Annotated in this window: 16 protein-coding genes and 1 pseudogene; 12 read left to right on the forward strand and 5 right to left on the reverse strand. The window is 72.4% G+C overall.

The features are described 5' to 3' along the window. Positions 1-386 (reverse strand): annotated as a pseudogene (locus ACFV04_RS28000) (chaplin family protein); the annotation flags it as partial. Between the two features lie 184 nt (positions 387-570). Further along, complete coding sequence (locus ACFV04_RS28005) at positions 571-813, reverse strand: chaplin (RefSeq protein ID WP_360252948.1); 243 nt, start codon at positions 811-813, stop codon at positions 571-573. A 573-nt stretch (positions 814-1,386) separates the two neighbouring features. Here ACFV04_RS28005 and ACFV04_RS28010 point away from each other — a divergent pair. Together ACFV04_RS28010 and ACFV04_RS28015 are read left to right on the forward strand one after the other, a co-directional pair. After that, positions 1,387-1,626: a chaplin gene (locus ACFV04_RS28010; RefSeq protein ID WP_350521601.1), complete on the forward strand. Its 240-nt coding sequence runs from the start codon at positions 1,387-1,389 to the stop codon at positions 1,624-1,626. A 285-nt stretch (positions 1,627-1,911) separates the two neighbouring features. Next, on the forward strand, positions 1,912-3,549 hold the full coding sequence (locus ACFV04_RS28015) for an RICIN domain-containing protein (protein WP_380533348.1): 1,638 nt from the start codon (positions 1,912-1,914) through the stop codon (positions 3,547-3,549). A gap of 19 nt (positions 3,550-3,568) precedes the next feature. Here ACFV04_RS28015 and ACFV04_RS28020 read toward each other — a convergent pair whose 3' ends face one another. Continuing rightward, on the reverse strand, positions 3,569-4,156 hold the full coding sequence (locus ACFV04_RS28020) for a DUF4291 domain-containing protein (protein WP_380340882.1): 588 nt from the start codon (positions 4,154-4,156) through the stop codon (positions 3,569-3,571). Positions 4,157-4,312: 156 nt separating this feature from the next. Here ACFV04_RS28020 and ACFV04_RS28025 point away from each other — a divergent pair, with 156 nt between their 5' ends. The 3 genes from ACFV04_RS28025 (at position 4,313) to ACFV04_RS28035 (ending at position 7,670) form a co-directional block, all read left to right on the forward strand. Further along, positions 4,313-5,593 (forward strand): hypothetical protein, encoded by a 1,281-nt coding sequence (locus ACFV04_RS28025; protein WP_380340885.1) that lies wholly within the window; start codon positions 4,313-4,315, stop codon positions 5,591-5,593. Positions 5,594-5,656: 63 nt separating this feature from the next. Continuing rightward, positions 5,657-6,154, forward strand: coding sequence for a MarR family winged helix-turn-helix transcriptional regulator (locus ACFV04_RS28030; RefSeq protein ID WP_380533349.1), 498 nt, complete (start codon positions 5,657-5,659; stop codon positions 6,152-6,154). A 76-nt stretch (positions 6,155-6,230) separates the two neighbouring features. Further along, positions 6,231-7,670, forward strand: coding sequence for an MFS transporter (locus ACFV04_RS28035; RefSeq protein WP_380533350.1), 1,440 nt, complete (start codon positions 6,231-6,233; stop codon positions 7,668-7,670). Between the two features lie 57 nt (positions 7,671-7,727). On the opposite strand, the gene ACFV04_RS28040 is transcribed toward ACFV04_RS28035, so the two are convergent. Continuing rightward, positions 7,728-8,210 (reverse strand): hypothetical protein, encoded by a 483-nt coding sequence (locus ACFV04_RS28040; protein ID WP_374119985.1) that lies wholly within the window; start codon positions 8,208-8,210, stop codon positions 7,728-7,730. A gap of 465 nt (positions 8,211-8,675) precedes the next feature. Between ACFV04_RS28040 and hemL the strand changes: the two genes are divergently transcribed. From hemL to ACFV04_RS28075, 7 genes are all read left to right on the forward strand, one after another. Beyond that, a complete protein-coding gene (hemL, locus tag ACFV04_RS28045) occupies positions 8,676-10,004 on the forward strand; it encodes a glutamate-1-semialdehyde 2,1-aminomutase (RefSeq protein WP_360252963.1) in 1,329 nt (442 codons plus the stop codon). A gap of 79 nt (positions 10,005-10,083) precedes the next feature. After that, on the forward strand, positions 10,084-10,734 hold the full coding sequence (locus ACFV04_RS28050) for a histidine phosphatase family protein (protein WP_380340926.1): 651 nt from the start codon (positions 10,084-10,086) through the stop codon (positions 10,732-10,734). A 256-nt stretch (positions 10,735-10,990) separates the two neighbouring features. Then, positions 10,991-11,608 carry a TlpA family protein disulfide reductase gene (locus tag ACFV04_RS28055; RefSeq protein WP_380340895.1) on the forward strand — a complete coding sequence of 206 codons (618 nt, stop codon included), beginning with the start codon at positions 10,991-10,993 and terminating at the stop codon, positions 11,606-11,608. An 11-nt stretch (positions 11,609-11,619) separates the two neighbouring features. Beyond that, positions 11,620-12,411 carry a cytochrome c biogenesis CcdA family protein gene (locus tag ACFV04_RS28060; protein ID WP_380340929.1) on the forward strand — a complete coding sequence of 264 codons (792 nt, stop codon included), beginning with the start codon at positions 11,620-11,622 and terminating at the stop codon, positions 12,409-12,411. A gap of 2 nt (positions 12,412-12,413) precedes the next feature. Continuing rightward, on the forward strand, positions 12,414-14,213 hold the full coding sequence (locus ACFV04_RS28065) for a cytochrome c biogenesis protein ResB (protein ID WP_380340897.1): 1,800 nt from the start codon (positions 12,414-12,416) through the stop codon (positions 14,211-14,213). A 3-nt stretch (positions 14,214-14,216) separates the two neighbouring features. Beyond that, positions 14,217-15,347 (forward strand): c-type cytochrome biogenesis protein CcsB, encoded by a 1,131-nt coding sequence (ccsB, locus tag ACFV04_RS28070; protein ID WP_380340900.1) that lies wholly within the window; start codon positions 14,217-14,219, stop codon positions 15,345-15,347. A 141-nt stretch (positions 15,348-15,488) separates the two neighbouring features. Further along, positions 15,489-15,881 carry a hypothetical protein gene (locus tag ACFV04_RS28075; RefSeq protein ID WP_380533351.1) on the forward strand — a complete coding sequence of 131 codons (393 nt, stop codon included), beginning with the start codon at positions 15,489-15,491 and terminating at the stop codon, positions 15,879-15,881. 45 nt (positions 15,882-15,926) lie between these two features. On the opposite strand, the gene ACFV04_RS28080 is transcribed toward ACFV04_RS28075, so the two are convergent. Beyond that, positions 15,927-17,003: a ScbA/BarX family gamma-butyrolactone biosynthesis protein gene (locus tag ACFV04_RS28080; RefSeq protein WP_380533352.1), complete on the reverse strand. Its 1,077-nt coding sequence runs from the start codon at positions 17,001-17,003 to the stop codon at positions 15,927-15,929. Positions 17,004-17,311 lie beyond the last annotated feature (308 nt).

Below are 17,311 nucleotides of genomic sequence, written 5' to 3' on the forward strand. Positions count from 1 at the left end.
GTGGTGAGCATTCCGCCCCACGACGCCTGCGGCGGCGAGATGCCGACGCCCAGGAAGCTGAGTCCCGCCTCGAAGAGGATGTTCGTGGGGATCAGGAGCGTGGCGTAGACCAGGATCGGTGCGACCAGGTTCGGCAGGAGCTCCCGGACCAGGATGAACGGGCCGCGGGCGCCCAGGCTCTTGGCCGCCTCCACGAACTCGCGTTCGCGCAGGCTGAGCGTCTGGGCCCGGACGATGCGCCCCATGTACGGCCAGCTGAAGAAGCCGATCACGTTGATGGAGTTGCCGCACAGGTTGACCGGGATGTGCACCGGCACCTGGACCTGGTTGCCGGAGACGACACCGGGGGAGCCGGCGGCGACGCCCTCCGCGCCCGAGCTGGCGGCGGCGGAGCCCGCCGCGCCCAGCACCAGGCCGGCAGCGGCGGCGGAGAGGACGGCGGCCTTCTTCACGTTCTGCATGGGGGTTGATCTCCTCGATCACACACGGGTGGAGCGTGCCGCGCCCCGGCGCTGCGGGGCGCGGCACGAGCTCGGTGAATCAGCTGTCGCCGGTGCGGCGACCGCCGGTTCAGCCGATGTTGGCGCAGTTGTTGCCGAACGCCGGGTTCAGGATGCTGATGACGCCGATGCTGTTGCCGCAGACGTTGACCGGGATGTGCACCGGGATCTGGATCTGGTTGCCGGAGAGCACGCCGGGGGAGCCGGCGGCGACGCCCTCGGCGCCGGAGCTGGCGAACGCGCCGCCGGCGGCACCGAGCACCAGGCCGGTGGCGGCCAGGGACAGGACGGCGGCCTTCTTGAGGTTACGCATGGTCTTTCCTCCGATTTCTGCCCGACGGAAGAGAAGTGTCGGGTATTCGGGTGAGCACGAATACTCACCCGATGGCTTCAGGGATTGCCGTGATTTTCACTCGGGCGGCGCACACCGGCGTGTTCCGCCCATGGCGCGGGCGTGGACGCAGCCGCCGTGTCGCAGCGCCTCTCGAAATCCCTCCCGCACGGCCGGGAAGGCTCGGACGAAGGCGCGACCGGACGGAATTCCCGGTCAGACGTTCCGGCGGGGATTGCCGGACGCCGCGTTCGGGAGGCCCGCCACCCCGATCGAGCCGCCGGTGGCCGCGCTGCCGACGACGGCGTGGGCGAGCTTGCGCATGGGCGGTACTCGATTCGTGTGTGGGGGCCGGTGGACCGGGTTCCGTGAGGGAGAACGAGGTAGGGCGCGTGGGGAAACGGCCCGGCCGAAGTCGATCACCCGAATGCCGACCGGGGGCCCCGTTACTCCGGACGGGTGACAGTGCGCGCACCGTCGCAACCGGTGCGGGGAGGTCTCGTTCTTGATGTCGCACTCCCCGTGCATCTCTGTTTGATCAGTCAGGAGGCTCGCATGAGCATCAAGAAGACCGCCGCCGTCGGCGCGGCCGTGGTGGGCATCGTGGCCGCCGGCGCCGGCACCGCGATGGCCAGCTCCGGCGCCGAGGGCGTCGCCGCCGGTTCCCCCGGTGTCATCTCGGGCAACCAGATCCAGGTTCCGGTGCACGTTCCGGTCAACCTGTGCGGCAACACCATCGACATCGTCGGCCTGCTGAACCCGGCGTTCGGGAACCACTGCGCCAACGTGGGCTGAGCCCGCACCCGGTTCGGCCGGTGTGAGCCGCCGTTCCGCGCTTCCCTCCTGGGGCGCGGGGCGGCGGCTCTTCGCGTTGCCGGGGCGGCTCCCCGCATGGCCGGGGAGGGCCCCCGCGTCGCCGGGAATCCGTCCGTCCGTCAGGTCCCGGTGCGTCACAAGTCTTGTTGTGTTACTTGTCAGTTCCTAGAATCCGAGTCCTGCTCACCTTTTCAGCTCCTCTCTTGCTCCGCGCCGCTCGGCGCCCCGCCCGGGCGGCCCCCCACCCCCCGCAAGGAGTCGCGTGTGATCAGGTCCCGACTGTCGGCGGCGCTCGCCACCGGCGCCCTCGTGGCCACCCTCGGCCTGGCCGGTGCCCCCGCCGCCCTCGCCGACCGAGCCCCGGCCCCGGCGCCCGCCGCCGCCAGACCCGCCGCGGTCGTCGCCCTCGGCGACAGCGCCATCTCGGGGGAGGGCGCCGGCACCGACACCGGCGACGGCTACTTCCCGGAGACCGACAGCCCCACCGACTACTGCCACCGGCACCCCAAGTCGGAGATCTTCGTCACCGACATCCCCGGGGTCACCCCGATCGACCTCGCCTGCTCCGGCGCCCAGACCGGCGACCTGGTCAGCGACCCCGAGCTGGCGAAGATCACCGGCCCGGGCAGCGGCGACTTCGGCGAGCCCAAACAGGACGTCAAACTCGCCGACGCGGCGTCCAAGTACGACGTCAAGCTGGTCGTGGTGACGATCGGCGCCAACGACGACTTCGACTTCAGCGGCGTCATGATGCACTGCCTGGCGCAGTACTTCCCGATCCCCAAGGACCAGGGCTGCCGCGACACCATCGGCAGCGACGAGATCCGCCGGCGCGCCGAGGGCGTCCGGCCCAAGGTCGTCGCGGCGCTGCAGAACATCCGTCAGACCATGCGCCGGGCGGGCTACGCCGACTCCGCGTACCAGCTGGTCTACCAGTCGTACTTCAACCCGATCACCCCGGACATCCGGCGCAACGACTACCTCGGGAAGGTCGCCGACGGCTGTCCGGCCTTCCCCGAGGACCTCGCCTGGGGCCACAACTGGGTGGTGCCGACCTTCAGCGACGCACTGCGCGGCGCGGCCGAACAGGTGCCCGGCGTCCGGTACCTGGACCAGCGTCGGGTCGCCTTCGGGCACGAGGTCTGCGCGGAGTGGACCAGTTCCCCGTACGAGTACAGCAACGGGGACGTCATCAACCTCTCCGAGTGGGTGCGCAACGGCTGCGACTCGCAGATCGGCATCCCCGGGCTGTGCATGAACATGGTCCGCCAGTCGTACCACCTGCGGGTGGCCGGCTACCGCGGCGAGGGCGTCTGCCTCGGCCAGTTCTACGCCCGGCCCGAGCTGACCCAGGCCTACTGCACGCTCAACCAGCAGAACACCACGTCGATCCAGCCGCTCACCCCGGGCAAGCCCTTCGGCGACGTCCCGGAGGACGGCTCCTGGTACCAGCTGACCAACGCGGCCACCGGCAACGCCCTGGACCTCACCGGCGGCGGCAGCTACGGCGACTCCACCAACGGCCGGGCCGCCATCAGCTACCCGGCCGGCGGCGGGCTCAACCAGTCCTTCGTGCTGGAGGCCAAGGCCGGCGGCAGCTACGAGCTCGACTTCAGCGGCAATCGCGACATGTGCCTGGACGCCAACGCGGCCGCCACCGCCCCCGGTACCCGGATCCAGCAGTGGCGCTGCAACGGCGGCGGCAACCAGCACTGGGTGTTCGAGCCGGTCGGCGACGGCCGCTACAAGATCGCCGACTCCCAGGACCGGAGCAAGGTCCTGGCCGCCGGCAGTGCCGTGGACGCCAAGGGCAACCCCTACGTCCAGCTCGCCACCGACACCGGTGCCGCCGACCAGCTCTGGCAGCTCACCAAGCTCGGCATCGTCTACGTGAAGGGCTGACCCGGCCCGCCTGCACCGCTCAGGCCGTCGTCGCCCCCACCCGGGCGGCGGCGGCCGCGCCGATCGGGTACGGCGTCTCGACCGGCAGCAGCGCCGGGTCCCGCTCCAGCCGCACCCGGTCGGCCAGTGCGGTGACGTCCGTGATCCGCCGGATCCACTCGTCCGCGTACCGCCGCACCGCCTCGCCGCGCAGCCCGACCTGGACCGCCCGGTGGTCCAGCGGCCGCAGGTGCAGATCGCGCTCCGGGTCCCACTGCACCCGCACCGGACTCTGCCGCAGCTCCCGCTTCCAGGCCGCCTGCGAGTCGTGCACCCGGCCGGTGTAGGCGCTCAGCACCGCCCGCTCCAGCGCCCAGTCGAAGCCCTCCCGGCTGATCTCCAACGCCAGCACCCGCTCCTGCCCCGGGCTCCTTCCCCAGTTGCTGCGATGCATCATCCAGAGGAACGACGGCTTGATCCAGGTCATCCGGTCCCGGGAGAACGCCTCCGGGAACCGCCCCTCGGCCGCGGCGGGCCCGGCGATCGCGGGCGGGAAGGCCTGGTAGACGGTGATCGTGTCGGCGGTGTGGGCGGCCCGGACCAGGCGCGTCGACGGGGTGTTCGGCATGCCCGGAATCGTCGCGGGCGCCCGGCCGGGGCGCCAGGGGTTTTCGCACCGGGCGGGGGACGGCGGGCCGGGCGGAGGACGTGCCGTAGGCTCACGGGAAAATCGTTGCGCCGGAGCCGCGCGGACCACGAGCGGGGCGGGGAGTACCCAGAGCAGATGAGCACGGCATCGAGCACCGAGTCGGCCGGCACCGAGCCGGGCACACCCCCCGAGGCGACGTCGGCGCCCTCCGAGGAGCGGACGGGCCGGGCGCCCGGGCGCTTCGGGGCGCTGGTGGACCGCTTCGCCCCCGCGCTGGGCGCGTACGCCGTGGTCAAGGCCACCGGTCTGACCGTCTTCATGCTGCTGCTCTCGCACACCGGCGACTACCTGAACAAGCAGCCGGGCCGCGGCGGTGGCGCCAACCCCTGGGACGTGCTGAGCACCTGGGACGGCGTCTGGTACCAGCGGATCGCGGAGAACGGGTACGACCCGCAGCTGATCCCGCTGCACGGCTTCCCGCTGGCCACCTACTACGAGAACTCGGCCGCCTTCTTCCCGCTCTACCCGTGGTTGATGCGGCTGGTCGGCGCGGTCACCGGGCTCGGTTCGTACGGCGCCGGGATCGTGGTCTCGGTGCTCGCCTCGCTGGTCGCGGCGGCCGGGATCTTCGCGATCGCCGAGCGGCTCGGCGGCTTCCGGGCGGGTGTGACGGCCGCGGTGATCTGGGGCCTGTTCCCGGGCTCCGGCGTGGAGTGGGCGGTCTACTCGGACTCGCTGTTCGTCGCGCTGTCGGCCTGGGCCTGCTACTGCGTGATGACCCGCCGCTGGCTGACCGCCGGCGCGCTGGCGCTGGCGGCGGGCCTCAACCGGCCGACCGCCGCCGCGCTGATCGCCGCGGTCTCGATCGCCGCGCTGGTCGCGCTGGTCCGCCGCACCGACGGGGTGGCCCGGCCGCTGACCGCGATGCTGATCACCCCGTGGGGCCTGATCGGCTACGTCGCCTGGGTCGGCTGGCGGATGGGCGACTGGGGCGGCTACTTCAAGCTCCAGCGCGGGGCGTGGAACCGCTACTTCGACGGCGGCGCCTCCACCCTCCGCACGTTCATGGACGTGATCACCGGCCACTGGGGCTTCTGGCAGTCCAATCCGGTGCCGGACCTGATCGCCGTCGCCCTGCTGATCGCCCTGCCGGGCCTACTGGTGCTGCTGTGGCGGGCCCGTCCGCCGCTGGTGCTGTGGGTGTACACCGCGCTCACCATCGCCACCGCGCTGAGCAGCAACCAGATCTTCGGCAACATCTCGCGCTACCTGCTGCCGGCCTTCCCGCTCTGCATCGGCCTGGCGTTCGCGCTGCGCAGGGTGCGGACCCCCTCGCTGGTCGGGCTGTTCGCGATGCCCGCGATCGCGGCCGGCTGGTACGCCGGCTATGCGCTGTTCGAGTTGGGCATCCCGTAGACCCGGCGTTGGTTGGCAACGGGATCATCCGGCAGCAGACGGGCCGTTGCTAACCTCGGACGTATGACGACGACCTCGCCCGTGCGCCAGATCCGCGACATCTCCGGCCTGTTGGACCACGCGAGCCACGTGCTGGCGACCCGGATGGCGGCCGCCTTCACCGAGCTCGGGATCACCCCGCGGGCGTACTGCGTGCTGTTCCACGCGCAGGAGACCGAGCGCACCCAGATCCAGCTGGCCGAGCTGGCGGACCTGGACAAGACCACCATGGTGGTCACCGTCGACGAGCTGGAGAAGGCCGGCCTGGCCGAGCGCCGCCCGTCCGCGACCGACCGCCGGGCCCGGATCATCTCGGTCACCGAGGCGGGCGAGCGCGCCGTCGTGGAGGGCACCGCGATCGCCGACCGGGTGCACCGCGAGCTGCTGGACTCGCTCCCGCAGCCCGAGCGCGAGGTCTTCGTGTCCGCCCTGACGCACCTGGTGGGCGGCCTCCTCGCGGAGCCGGTGGAGAGTGAACGCACCGTACGCCGGGCGCGCCGGGCCCGGGGCCACCACGCCTGATCCCGAGATAGATAGTCCCGAACAAAACAATCTGCTAGCGTTCACACCCGGTACTCGACGAACCGGGAGAACCGCCATGACCACGCACGCCCCGGCCGCGCCCGCCACGGCCCCCGCGACCTCCGCCCGTTCCCGCACCCTCGCCCTCGCGGTGCTCTGCGCGGGCATGCTGATGATCATCCTGGACGGCTCGATCGTCACCGTGGCACTGCCCGCGATCCAGGACGACCTGCACTTCTCGCCCGCCGACCTCACCTGGACGGTCAACGCCTACCTGATCGCCTTCGGCGGCCTGCTCCTGCTGGCCGGCCGGCTCGGCGACCTGATCGGCCGCAAGCGGGTGTTCGTCGCCGGGCTCGCCCTCTTCACCGCCGCCTCGCTGCTCTGCGCCCTCGCCACCGGGCAGGGCGTGCTGATCGCCGCCCGCTTCCTGCAGGGCGTCGGCGGCGCGATGGCCTCCGCGGTCAGCCTCGGAATGATCGTCACGCTCTTCCCCGAACCGCGCGAACGCGGCCGCGCCATCGGCGCGTTCAGCTTCGTCGGCGCGGCCGGAGCCTCGATCGGCCAGGTCCTCGGCGGAGTGCTCACCCAGACGCTCGGCTGGCACTGGATCTTCCTGATCAACCTGCCGCTCGGCCTCGTCGCGGCCCTGCTCGCGGTCCGGGTGCTGGAGGACGACCGCGGCCCCGGTCTGCGGGCCGGCGCCGACGCCCTCGGCGCCGCACTGGTCACCGCCGCCCTGATGCTCGGCATCCACACCGTCGTCGGCACCGGCGAGCACGGCTGGGCCTCCGCCCGCACCGTCGTCCCCGGCGCGCTCTCGCTCGCCCTGCTGGCCGGCTTCCTGCTCCGCCAGGCCCGCGCCGCCCACCCCCTGCTCCCGCTGCGGATGTTCCGCTCCCGCAACGTCTCCGGTGCCAACGCGGTGCAGGTGCTGATGGTCTCCGCGCTGTTCGCCTTCCAGGTCCTGATCGCGCTCTACCTTCAGGACGTCCGCGGCTACGGCGCCGCCGCCACCGGCCTCGCGATGCTCCCGGCCGCGCTCGCCATCGGCACCGTCTCGCTCGCGCTCTCCGCCCGGCTGAACGCCCGCTTCGGCGAACGCCCGGTGCTGCTGACCGGGTTGGTCCTGTTGGTCGCCGCCCTCGCGCTGCTGTCCCGGCTGCCGGCGGACGCGGACTACGCCCGCGACCTGCTGCCCACCATGCTGCTCGCGGCCGGTTTCGGCCTGGCGATCTCGGCGCTCACCGTGCTCGGCATGTCGGGCGCGGGCCCCGCGGACGCCGGCGCCGCCTCCGGCCTCTTCAACACCGCCCAGCAGGTCGGCGGGGCGCTCGGGGTCGCCGTGCTGACGACCCTCGCCGGCGGTCGCACCCGGGCCCTCGCGGCCGCCGGGCACCCCGCGGCCGAAGCGCTCACGGGTGGCTTCCGAACGGCCTTCGGGGTGGCCGCGGGCCTGCTGACGGTGGCCCTGCTGCTCGCCGCCGTCGTGCTCCGTACACCCGAGAGGAATTGACGGAGCGTCACATGGCGTCGCCCCGGCCCGCGTTCGGCGGCGTCCGGGGCGGCGTGCTCACGGCCAGACCAGGCAGTACAGCTGGTGTCCGGCCTCGTGCAGCCGGTTGGCGAAGTCCTGCCACTCGTGCAGCATGCTGTAGATGACGAAGGCGTCCCGCGGTCCGCGCCGGTCCGGGACGGTGGACCAGATGAAGGCGGCGGCGCCGAGCTCGGTCTCGTCGGCCTTGCGCAGCGGCTCGACGACGTTGTGGGGGAGCTGTACGACGGCGTAGTCCGGGTGCAGTACGACGAGTTCCAGCGGGGGCACCTGGTGCAGCGGGACGCCCTGGATGCCGGTGAGGACCATGGCGCTCATGGTCTCCGGTTTGATCTTGGTGGAGAGGTGGCCGGTGGGGGAGCCACTGGTCTCCATCAGGTCGCCGAGCCGCCCCAGCGCGCCGAGTTCGCCGGCGTCCAGCCCGAGCCCGCCCGGGCCGAGGGCGGTGGGCACCCTCGCGGCGGTCGCGCGGTCGGGGGCGCCGAAGTACTTGTACGTCACCCCCACGCGTCCCTCACCCCGCCTCTCGCCGCCACGGCGACCACGACCCGTCCCCGCTCCCGTACCCCCGCGTGCGGCCTCGGCGGGCCGGCGGGAGCCCCCCGCGGCCTCGTCGTAGCCGTCCTGCGCCTCGGACACTCGGACCATCCTCACCGGAATTCGCCGGAATCGACAGACCCCCGCACGTCCGGCGTCCCACCGGACGTGCTCCTTACCCGTCATGCGCCGCCGTGCCCACTCGCGGGCCTTACCCACTCGCGGCCGACAGCAGTCCTCTCCACACCCCTGCACACAACCGGAGCGCTCGCGCACCCTGAGTACACAGTCTGACTGGTCCGTCCTGCGGAGCAGTCAGCGGCCCCGGCTGTACGGACTGTACGGACAACCGTACAGACAACGGTGCCCGGATCATCGTTCCAGATGATCGGGTCCGACATGCAGAGCGCAAGGACACGATTTGAGACCATGTCCTTTGTGAGCTACCCCTACGAAGCCCCCCAGTCCCAGTCGCTGTTCGACCGCGCCTCCGTGGTGACGCCCGGCGGTGTCAACTCCCCGGTGCGCGCCTTCCGCGCGGTCGGCGGCACGCCGCGCTTCATGGTGTCCGGCACCGGCCCCTACCTCACCGACGCCGACGGCCGCGAGTACGTCGACCTGGTGTGCTCGTGGGGTCCGATGATCCTCGGCCACGCGCACCCCGCGGTGATCGACGCCGTCCAGCGGGCCGTCGCCCACGGCACCTCCTTCGGCACGCCCGGCCAGGGCGAGGTCGAGCTGGCCGAGGAGATCGTCTCCCGGGTCGCCCCGGTCGAGCAGGTCCGCCTGGTCTCCTCCGGCACCGAAGCCACCATGTCCGCGATCCGGCTGGCCCGCGGCTTCACCGGCCGGGCGAAGGTCGTGAAGTTCGCCGGTTGCTACCACGGTCACGTGGACGCCCTGCTGGCCGCCGCCGGTTCCGGCGTGGCCACCTTCGGCCTGCCCGACACCCCCGGCGTCACCGGCGCCCAGGCCGGCGACACCATCGTGCTGCCCTACAACGACCTGGCCGCCGTCGAGCGGGCCTTCGCGGCCAACCCGGGCGAGATCGCCTGCGTGATCACCGAGGCCTCGCCCGGCAACATGGGCGTCGTCCCGCCGCTGCCCGGCTTCAACGCGGGCCTGGCCCGGCTCTGCCGGGACAACGGCGCGCTGTTCGTCTCCGACGAGGTGATGACCGGCTTCCGCGTCTCCAAGGCCGGCTGGTACGGCCTGGAGGCCGCGAACGAGGGCTGGGCGCCCGACCTGCTGACCTTCGGCAAGGTCATGGGCGGCGGCTTCCCGGCCGCGGCCTTCGGCGGCCGCGCCGACGTGATGGCGCACCTCGCCCCGGCCGGCCCGGTCTACCAGGCGGGCACCCTCTCCGGGAACCCGATCGCCACCGCGGCCGGCCTGGCCCAGCTGCGCGGCTGCACCGACGAGGTGTACGCGACGGTGGACCGGGTCGCCGCCGAGATCTCCGGCCTGGTCTCCGAGGCGCTCACCAAGGAGGGCGTGACGCACCGCCTGCAGACCGCCGGGAACATGTTCTCGGTGTTCTTCACCGAGGCCGCCGTCACCGACTACGACGAGGCGAAGACCCAGGAGGCGTACCGTTTCACCGCCTTCTTCCACGCGATGCTGGCCGAGGGCGTCTACCTCCCGCCGTCCGCCTACGAGTCCTGGTTCGTCTCGGCGGCCCACGACGAGCGGGCGATCGAGCGGATCGCCGCCGCCCTGCCGGCCGCCGCGCGCGCCGCTGCCGCCGCCACGGCCTAGGCCGGACCGGCCCCAGTCCACCCCGAGCCCCAGGAGCAGTTGAGAAGTGAGCGCCAAAGAGATCACCGTCGTCCACCTGATGCGGCACGGTGAGGTGCACAACCCGGAGGGCGTCCTGTACGGGCGCCTGCCGGACTACCACCTGTCCGAGCTGGGCCGGCGGATGGCCGACCGGGTGGCCGAGGACCTGGCCGGCCGGGACATCACCCACGTGGTGGCCTCGCCGCTGGAGCGCGCCCAGGAGACCGCCGAGCCGATCGCCAAGGCGCACGGCCTGGACGTCGCGGCGGACGAGCGGCTGATCGAGGCGGAGAACGTCTTCGAGGGCAAGACCTTCGGCGTCGGCGACGGCTCGCTGCGCAACCCGGGCTACTGGAAGTACCTCACCAACCCGTTCAAGCCCTCCTGGGGCGAGCCGTACCTCGACCAGGTGGTGCGGATGATGGGCGCGCTCGGCGCCGCCCGGGACGCCGCGCGCGGGCACGAGGCGGTCTGCGTCAGCCACCAGCTGCCGATCTGGATCGTCCGCTCCTTCGTCGAGCGCCGCCGGCTCTGGCACGACCCGCGCAACCGGCAGTGCTCGCTGGCCTCGCTGACCAGCTTCACCTTCGAGGGCGACAAGATCGTCTCGGTCGGCTACCGCGAGCCGGCCCGCGACCTGCTGCCCGCCCACCTGGTGGGCAAGGGCCGCAAGGGCGACAAGCCGGTGGGCAAGAGCTTCGGCGCCTAGGGCTTGTCCGACAAGCCCTGGCCCCCGGCCTGGGCGGCGCGGCCGGCGTCACGCGGTGGTGTGCGAGCCGTGTCACACGGCGGCGCGCGACCGGCGTCACGCGCCCGCGCGCACGGCGCGTAAGTGGTGCGTAAGTATGACTTCGGGTCACCCGGCGAGCGCCGGGTGACCCGATTTCGTCGCAGGTCAGGAGGGGTGCGACGCGCAAGGCAGGACCCCCCCGAACCTGCCCGGAACTCCATGCGAAACTTTTCACATGTCTGCCATGACGCGCCCCCGACCCCGTGTCGCCGCAGCCGCTGCCGCCACCGCCGCCGCCGCCGCGCTCGCCCTCACCGGCTGTTCCTCCTCGGGCTCGGCCGGCAGCGGCGAGGGCCAGGTCGGCTTCGTCACGGTCAAGGGCACCAACCTGTCCAAGGCGGACGCCGGCAAGCGCGGGGACGCGCCGGACATCTCCGGGGACACCCTGGAGGGCGGCCAGGCCAAGCTCTCCGACTACCGGGGCAAGGTCGTCGTGCTGAACGTCTGGGGCTCCTGGTGCGGGCCCTGCCGGGCCGAGGCGAAGAGCCTGCAGGCCGTCGCCGACAAGTACAAGGACCAGGGTGTCCAGTTCCTCGGCGTCAACACCCGGGACACCGAGAAGGGCAACGCCGTCCGCTTCGAGCAGGAGCAGGGCGTCGCCTACCCGAGCATCTTCGACCCGGCCGGCACCCAGCTGCTCAAGTTCCCCAAGGGCAGCCTCAACCCGCAGTCCATCCCGACCACCCTGATCATCGACCGCGACGGCAAGCTCGCCGCCCGCGCCGTCGGCGGTACGACCGAGGACGCGCTGGAGTCGATCCTGCAGCCGGTGGTCGCGGAGCAGAAGCAGTGAGCCTGCCGCCACTGCACCAGGCCGCGCTGCACCAGGCCGGACTCCAGCTGGCCGACACCACCACGACCGTCCAGAGCGGTGCGCTGCTGGTCGCCGCCCCGGTCGCGCTGGTGGCGGGGCTGGCGTCGTTCTTCTCGCCCTGCGTCCTGCCGCTGGTCCCCGGCTACCTGTCGTACGTGACCGGCTTCTCCGCCGCCGACCTGGCGGACGCCCGCGGCTCGCGGCGCGGCCGGATGCTGCTCGGCGTGGTTCTGTTCATCCTCGGCTTCACCGCGGTCTTCGTCTCCACCGGTGCGCTCTTCGGCTACTTCGGCCAGGAGCTGCAGGACTACAAGCGGACCATCAACATCGTGCTGGGCACCCTCACCGTGGTGATGGGCCTGGCCTTCATGGGCCTGGTGCCCGGGCTGAGCATGCGCGAGGTCCGCTCCCACCGCCGTCCGGCGGTCGGCCTGCTCGGCGCCCCGGTGCTCGGGGTCGTCTTCGGCGTCGGCTGGACGCCCTGCATGGGACCGACCCTGACCGCGGTCCAGAACCTGGCCCTCAACCAGGCCGACGCCCAGCGTGGCGCACTGTTGACCACCTTCTACTGCCTCGGCCTCGGCGTACCGTTCATCCTGGCCGCGGTGGCCTTCCGCCGGGCGCTGGGCGCCTTCGGGTGGGTCAAGCGGCACTACCCGCTCGTCATGCGGATCGGCGGCGGCATGCTCGTCGCGGTCGGTCTGCTGCTCGTCACCGGGGTCTGGGACTCCATGATGAGCGAACTGCAGTCCTGGACCGCCGACTTCCGGATCGGAATCTGACCGTGAGCAACACCACGACCGAGACCGAGCAGCCCCCGGCGCCGGACGACACCGCCGCCGAGCGGCTCAGCACCGCGCCGGTCGAGTCCGACGGACCGACCGGCATGGGGGCGTTCGGCTGGGCGCGCTGGATGTGGCGCCAGCTGACGTCGATGCGGGTCGCCCTGATCCTGCTCTTCCTGCTCTCGCTGGCCGCCATCCCGGGCTCGCTGATCCCGCAGTACCAGAACGGCCAGGGGCAGCTGAAGGTCGAAGCGTGGAAGGCCCAGCACGGCACCGTCGCGCCGATCTACGAGAAGCTCCAGCTCTTCGACGTCTACAGCTCGGTCTGGTTCTCCGCGATCTACATCCTGCTGTTCGTCTCGCTGGCCGGCTGCATCGTCCCGCGCACCTGGCAGTTCGTCGGCGTGCTGCGCTCCCAGCCGCCGGTCGCGCCGCGCAACCTGACCCGGATGCCGGTGCACGCGGTCTGGCGCACCGGGGCCGACCCCGACACGGTGAACGCCGCCGCGCACCGGCTGCTGCGCAAGCGCGGCTTCCGCGCCAACCTGTCCGGCGGCTCGGTCGCCGCCGAGAAGGGCTACCTGCGCGAGGTCGGCAACCTGCTCTTCCACCTGTCGCTGTTCGCGCTGCTCGGCGGCTTCGCCTGGGCCAGCCTGGCCTCCGGCACCGGCGGCAAGCTGATGGTCGCGGGCGAGGGCTACTCGAACACCATCACCCAGCTCGACGACTTCAACGGCACCCGGTTCTACGGCAACCAGGACCTCGACCCGTTCTACCTGAAGCTGGACGGCTTCACGTCGGCGTTCCAGACCAAGGGCGACCAGATCGGCGCGGCCCGGCAGTTCACCGCGAACGTCGAGTACTACGCGGGCAGCGACGAGTCGAAGCTGAAGAAGTCCACGATCGAGGTCAACCACCCGCTGGAGATCGGCGGCAGCAAGGTCTACCTGATCGGCCACGGCTACGCCCCGGTGGTCACCGTCCGCAACGGCAAGGGCGACGTCGTCTACCAGGGCGCCGTCCCCTTCCTGCCGCAGGACGCGAACCTGACCTCGACCGGTGTCGTGAAGGTCTCCGACTACGGCACCGGCCCCGACGGCACCAGGACCCAGATGGGCTTCTCCGGCTTCTTCCTGCCGACCGCCCCGCTGAGCTTCGAGGGCACCGGCCCGGTCTCGCTCTTCCCCGGTGACGCCGAGCCCGAGCTGGTCCTGAACGCCTTCGCGGGCGACCTCGGCACCGACTCCGGCCTGCCGCAGAACGTCTACCAGCTCAACACCCGCAAGCTGACCCAGCTGACCCAGGACGGCCAGCCGGCCAAGGCCCGGCTCAAGCCCGGCCAGGGCTGGACCCTCCCCGACGGCTACGGCTCCGTCACCTTCGAGGGCTACAAGCAGTGGGCCAGCTTCAACGTCTCGCACCGCCCCGGCAACGCGATCGCCCTGACCGGCGCCGTGCTCGCGATCCTCGGCCTGATCGGCTCGCTGTTCATCCAGCGGCGCCGGATCTGGGTGCGGGCGGTCGCCCTGCCGGGCGGCGGCACCCAGGTGGAGCTGGCGGGCCTGGCCCGCAGCGAGTCGGCGAAGATCGCCGAGGAGCTGGCCGAGCTCGCGGTGGACCTCCAGGACGACGCCCCGGCCTCCGAGGAGGAGGACGGGGAAACCGCTCCCGAGCACGGGGAAACCGCTCCCGATGACGGGGAAACCGCTCCCGAGCACGGGGAAACCGCAGCACCCGACGACCCCGAGGCCGAGGCCTCAGCCCCCGCAGTCCCTGCCGACCAGAACTCCAAGGAGTAGACGGTGCAACTCGCCTCGGCGGTCGACCCCCAGATGGCCGACCTCTCCAACAAGCTGATCTATTCGGCGATGGTGGTCTACACACTCGCCATGTTCGCCCACATGATCGAGTGGACCTTCGGCAGCAGGGGTGCCGTCGCCGTCCGCTCGAAGGAGCAGGCGGGCAGCCTGTCCGAGACCGTCGCCGCGGCGGGCCGGAAGGCCGCGAAGAAGGTCACCGTGACGGTGGCGGGGGCCGGCGGCGGCACCACCACGCTCACCCGCACCGCGGTCGCGGGCGAGGGCGCGACGGTGGTCACCAGCGGGCGCGGCGCCGAGGAGGAGGACGGCCCGGGCGCGGCCGGCACCAACGACAAGGCCGACCTGGCCGGCCGGATCGCGGTCTCGCTGACCGTGCTGGCGCTGCTGCTGCACGGCGGCGGCATCGTCGCCCGCGGCCTGTCGGTGTCCCGCTGGCCGTGGGGCAACATGTACGAGTTCTCCTGCGCCTTCGCCTTCGCGATGACGGCCGCCTACCTGGTGCTGCTGGCCTCGCGGAAGAAGGTCCGCTGGCTCGGCCTGCCGGTCGTCGTCGCGGTGCTGCTGACCCTCGGCATCGCCACGACCACGCTGTACACCGACTCCGAGCAGCTCGTCCCGGCGCTGCACTCGCCGTGGCTGGCGATCCACGTCTCCACCGCGATCTTCTGCGGCGGTGCCTTCTACGCGGCGTTCATCGCCACCCTGCTCTACCTCGGCAAGGACTCCTTCGAGAAGCGCGTCGAGGCGGGTCTGACCACCGGGCCGTTCGGCACCTCGGCGTCGATCTGGCGCCGGCTGCCCGCCGCGTCGACCTTCGACAAGCTGTCCTACCGGATCAACGCCCTGGTCTTCCCGCTGTGGACCTTCACCATCATCGCGGGCGCGATCTGGGCCGAGGCGGCCTGGGGCAAGTACTGGGAGTGGGACCCGAAGGAGACCTGGTCGTTCATCACCTGGGTCGCCTACGCCTGCTACCTGCACGCCCGGGCCACGGCCGGCTGGAAGGGCCGCAAGGCCGCCTACCTGGCGCTGGCGGCCTTCGCCTGCTGGCTCTTCAACTACTACGGCGTCAACATCTTCGTCACCGGCAAGCACTCCTACGCGGGGATCTGACCGGGGCACACCGTCACCCACCGGCCCGGCTCTCTCCCACAGGTAGCCGGGCCGAGGTGTGACAGGGGTAGTGCGCGCCGGCCGCCGGCCGGTGCGAGAGGGAACTGAGGAGGAAATCGCGCAATGGAGTGCGACGAGGTCATGCTGACCGTCCGAATCACCGCCGCCGAGCGCATGCTGCTCCGCCGGCTCGCCCAGGGACACCGCAGCGACGTGTCCGAGGTGGTGTCGGACGCGCTGCTGGACATCATCCCCACGCTCAGCGCGCCGGGGGACGCCTACCGGCTGCTGAGTGCGCTGGCGATGCCCGCGCCGTGCGCGCTGACGGTCTGGTTGCCGACCCCGCTGGCGGACCTGCTGGTGCCCGGCGCGGCCCGGATCGCGCAGATCACCGACGTCCGGATCGAGTCGGCCAGCGCCGCTCTGGGGGCGGCGCTGCGGCTCTGGCTGGCGCAGGACCCGGTCCGGCTGGCGACCAACCTCAGCGTGATGCACGCCGGGCGGCGCCCGGCGTCGGCGCTGGTGGCCGCCTGACGGCCCGTACCGCCCGGCCCGGCCCGCCCGGCCCGGCCCGCCGGGTCAGCTGGCCAGCGGGAGCCGGCTGCCGCCGAGGTCCGGCGCGGCGGGGCGGCCGTCGAGGGCGTCCCGCCGGGCCGGCACCCGCGGGCCCTCGGCGGGCCCGTCGACCGGCTCGGTGACCAGCCGGCACTCGGCCGCCGTCCGCCCGTCCTGGATCAGCTGGACGCGGAAGGGGAGCCGGCGGCCGTGCGCGGTCGGCTCGGGGACGGCCCGGACGAAGCAGGGCCGGTCCAGCTCGATGTAGTGGTCGAAGGAGGTCACCAGCTCGACCGGCACCACCGGCTCCGGGTGGCGCAGCCGCTGGGCGGCCTGCCGGGCCGCCTCCAGGACCAGCATCCCGGGTACGTGGTCCAGCTCGTGGTCGAACAGCACCGGGTGCCCGGCGTCGGCGCGCAGCAGCCAGGTGTCCGGCCGCAGGGTCGGGCTGAGCACCACGTCCGCGGGCTGCGCGCGGCCGACGAGTTCGGGCGCGGTGGGGGCCGGCGGCCGGGGCGGGGCGGCGGTGCGCCGGACGGGGCCGCGCAGCCGGTCGTACGAGGCGGGGGACATCACGCGCAGCTGGCCCGAGCCGCGGCCGATCGGCCGGCCGTCACGGGTGATCTCGGCGCGCACCCGCAGCGAGACCAGCCGGCCGTCCCGCATCCGGACGTCCTCGCAGCCGACGGCGAGCATCAGCGAGGCCGGGCCCGCGGTGACGGCCAGGCCGGGCAGGCCGGGCTCGCCGAGGGCGTAGGAGAGGTCGTCCATCACGAAGTGGTGGCCGCGCGGCACCCCGAACCCGGCGTGGCCGATCAGCAGCCCGGCCTGCCGGACGGTCTCGGCCATCAGCACCGGGTCGTGGAAGCGGTCCCCGGGCAGCCGGTAGAAGCCGTGCAGCCGGGGCCACTGGGCGCCGAGCAGGAAGTCGTACGGGCCGGTGGCCTGCCAGCCGGTGAGGAAGACCTCGGAGACCGAGGTGCGGTGCACCAGGTGCCGGGAGACGGTCCGGTCGTGGAAGTCGTAGCCGGAACCGGGGCCGGGGCCGGGTCCGGGGTGGGCGTACGCGCCGTGGGGGTCCGGCTCTACGATCGATGGCATGACTGGCCCCCGCTCCCAGGGTGTCGGTCGAGCGGCCGCCATGGACGCCCGAGCAAAACATACATACCACCCGGTTTGTCTTCAGCGACTGGGGTGCCCCGGCCGCGCAGCCCGGCCCGCTCACGCTACCCGCCCCGTGGACTGGGGCAATGCCCTGCGGGTGACCGCAGACCTTGGGCGGGGGGCCGTCCCCGCTGGACGGCGGGGGAGACACAGGCGCTAGATTAGATACCAACCATGCGGTTTCGGTCGCGGCCGTCCGCATGCGAGCGCCGCTCCCGGCAGGGGGCGTGCCGACAGCAGCCGGG

It is taken from the genome of Kitasatospora sp. NPDC059599 (genome assembly GCF_042735125.1).
GTDB lineage: Bacteria > Actinomycetota > Actinomycetes > Streptomycetales > Streptomycetaceae > Kitasatospora.

Coding starts and splice junctions, on each gene's coding strand:
- ACFV04_RS28055 (WP_380340895.1), top strand. CDS start 10,991: ATGTCTGCCATGACGCGCCCCCGACCCCGTGTCGCCGCAGCCGCTGCC.
- ACFV04_RS28080 (WP_380533352.1), bottom strand. CDS start 17,003: ATGCCATCGATCGTAGAGCCGGACCCCCACGGCGCGTACGCCCACCCC.
- ACFV04_RS28035 (WP_380533350.1), top strand. CDS start 6,231: ATGACCACGCACGCCCCGGCCGCGCCCGCCACGGCCCCCGCGACCTCC.
- hemL (WP_360252963.1), top strand. CDS start 8,676: ATGTCCTTTGTGAGCTACCCCTACGAAGCCCCCCAGTCCCAGTCGCTG.
- ACFV04_RS28075 (WP_380533351.1), top strand. CDS start 15,489: ATGCTGACCGTCCGAATCACCGCCGCCGAGCGCATGCTGCTCCGCCGG.
- ACFV04_RS28010 (WP_350521601.1), top strand. CDS start 1,387: ATGAGCATCAAGAAGACCGCCGCCGTCGGCGCGGCCGTGGTGGGCATC.
- ACFV04_RS28050 (WP_380340926.1), top strand. CDS start 10,084: ATGCGGCACGGTGAGGTGCACAACCCGGAGGGCGTCCTGTACGGGCGC.
- ACFV04_RS28030 (WP_380533349.1), top strand. CDS start 5,657: ATGACGACGACCTCGCCCGTGCGCCAGATCCGCGACATCTCCGGCCTG.
- ACFV04_RS28005 (WP_360252948.1), bottom strand. CDS start 813: ATGCGTAACCTCAAGAAGGCCGCCGTCCTGTCCCTGGCCGCCACCGGC.
- ACFV04_RS28025 (WP_380340885.1), top strand. CDS start 4,313: ATGAGCACGGCATCGAGCACCGAGTCGGCCGGCACCGAGCCGGGCACA.
- ACFV04_RS28020 (WP_380340882.1), bottom strand. CDS start 4,156: ATGCCGAACACCCCGTCGACGCGCCTGGTCCGGGCCGCCCACACCGCC.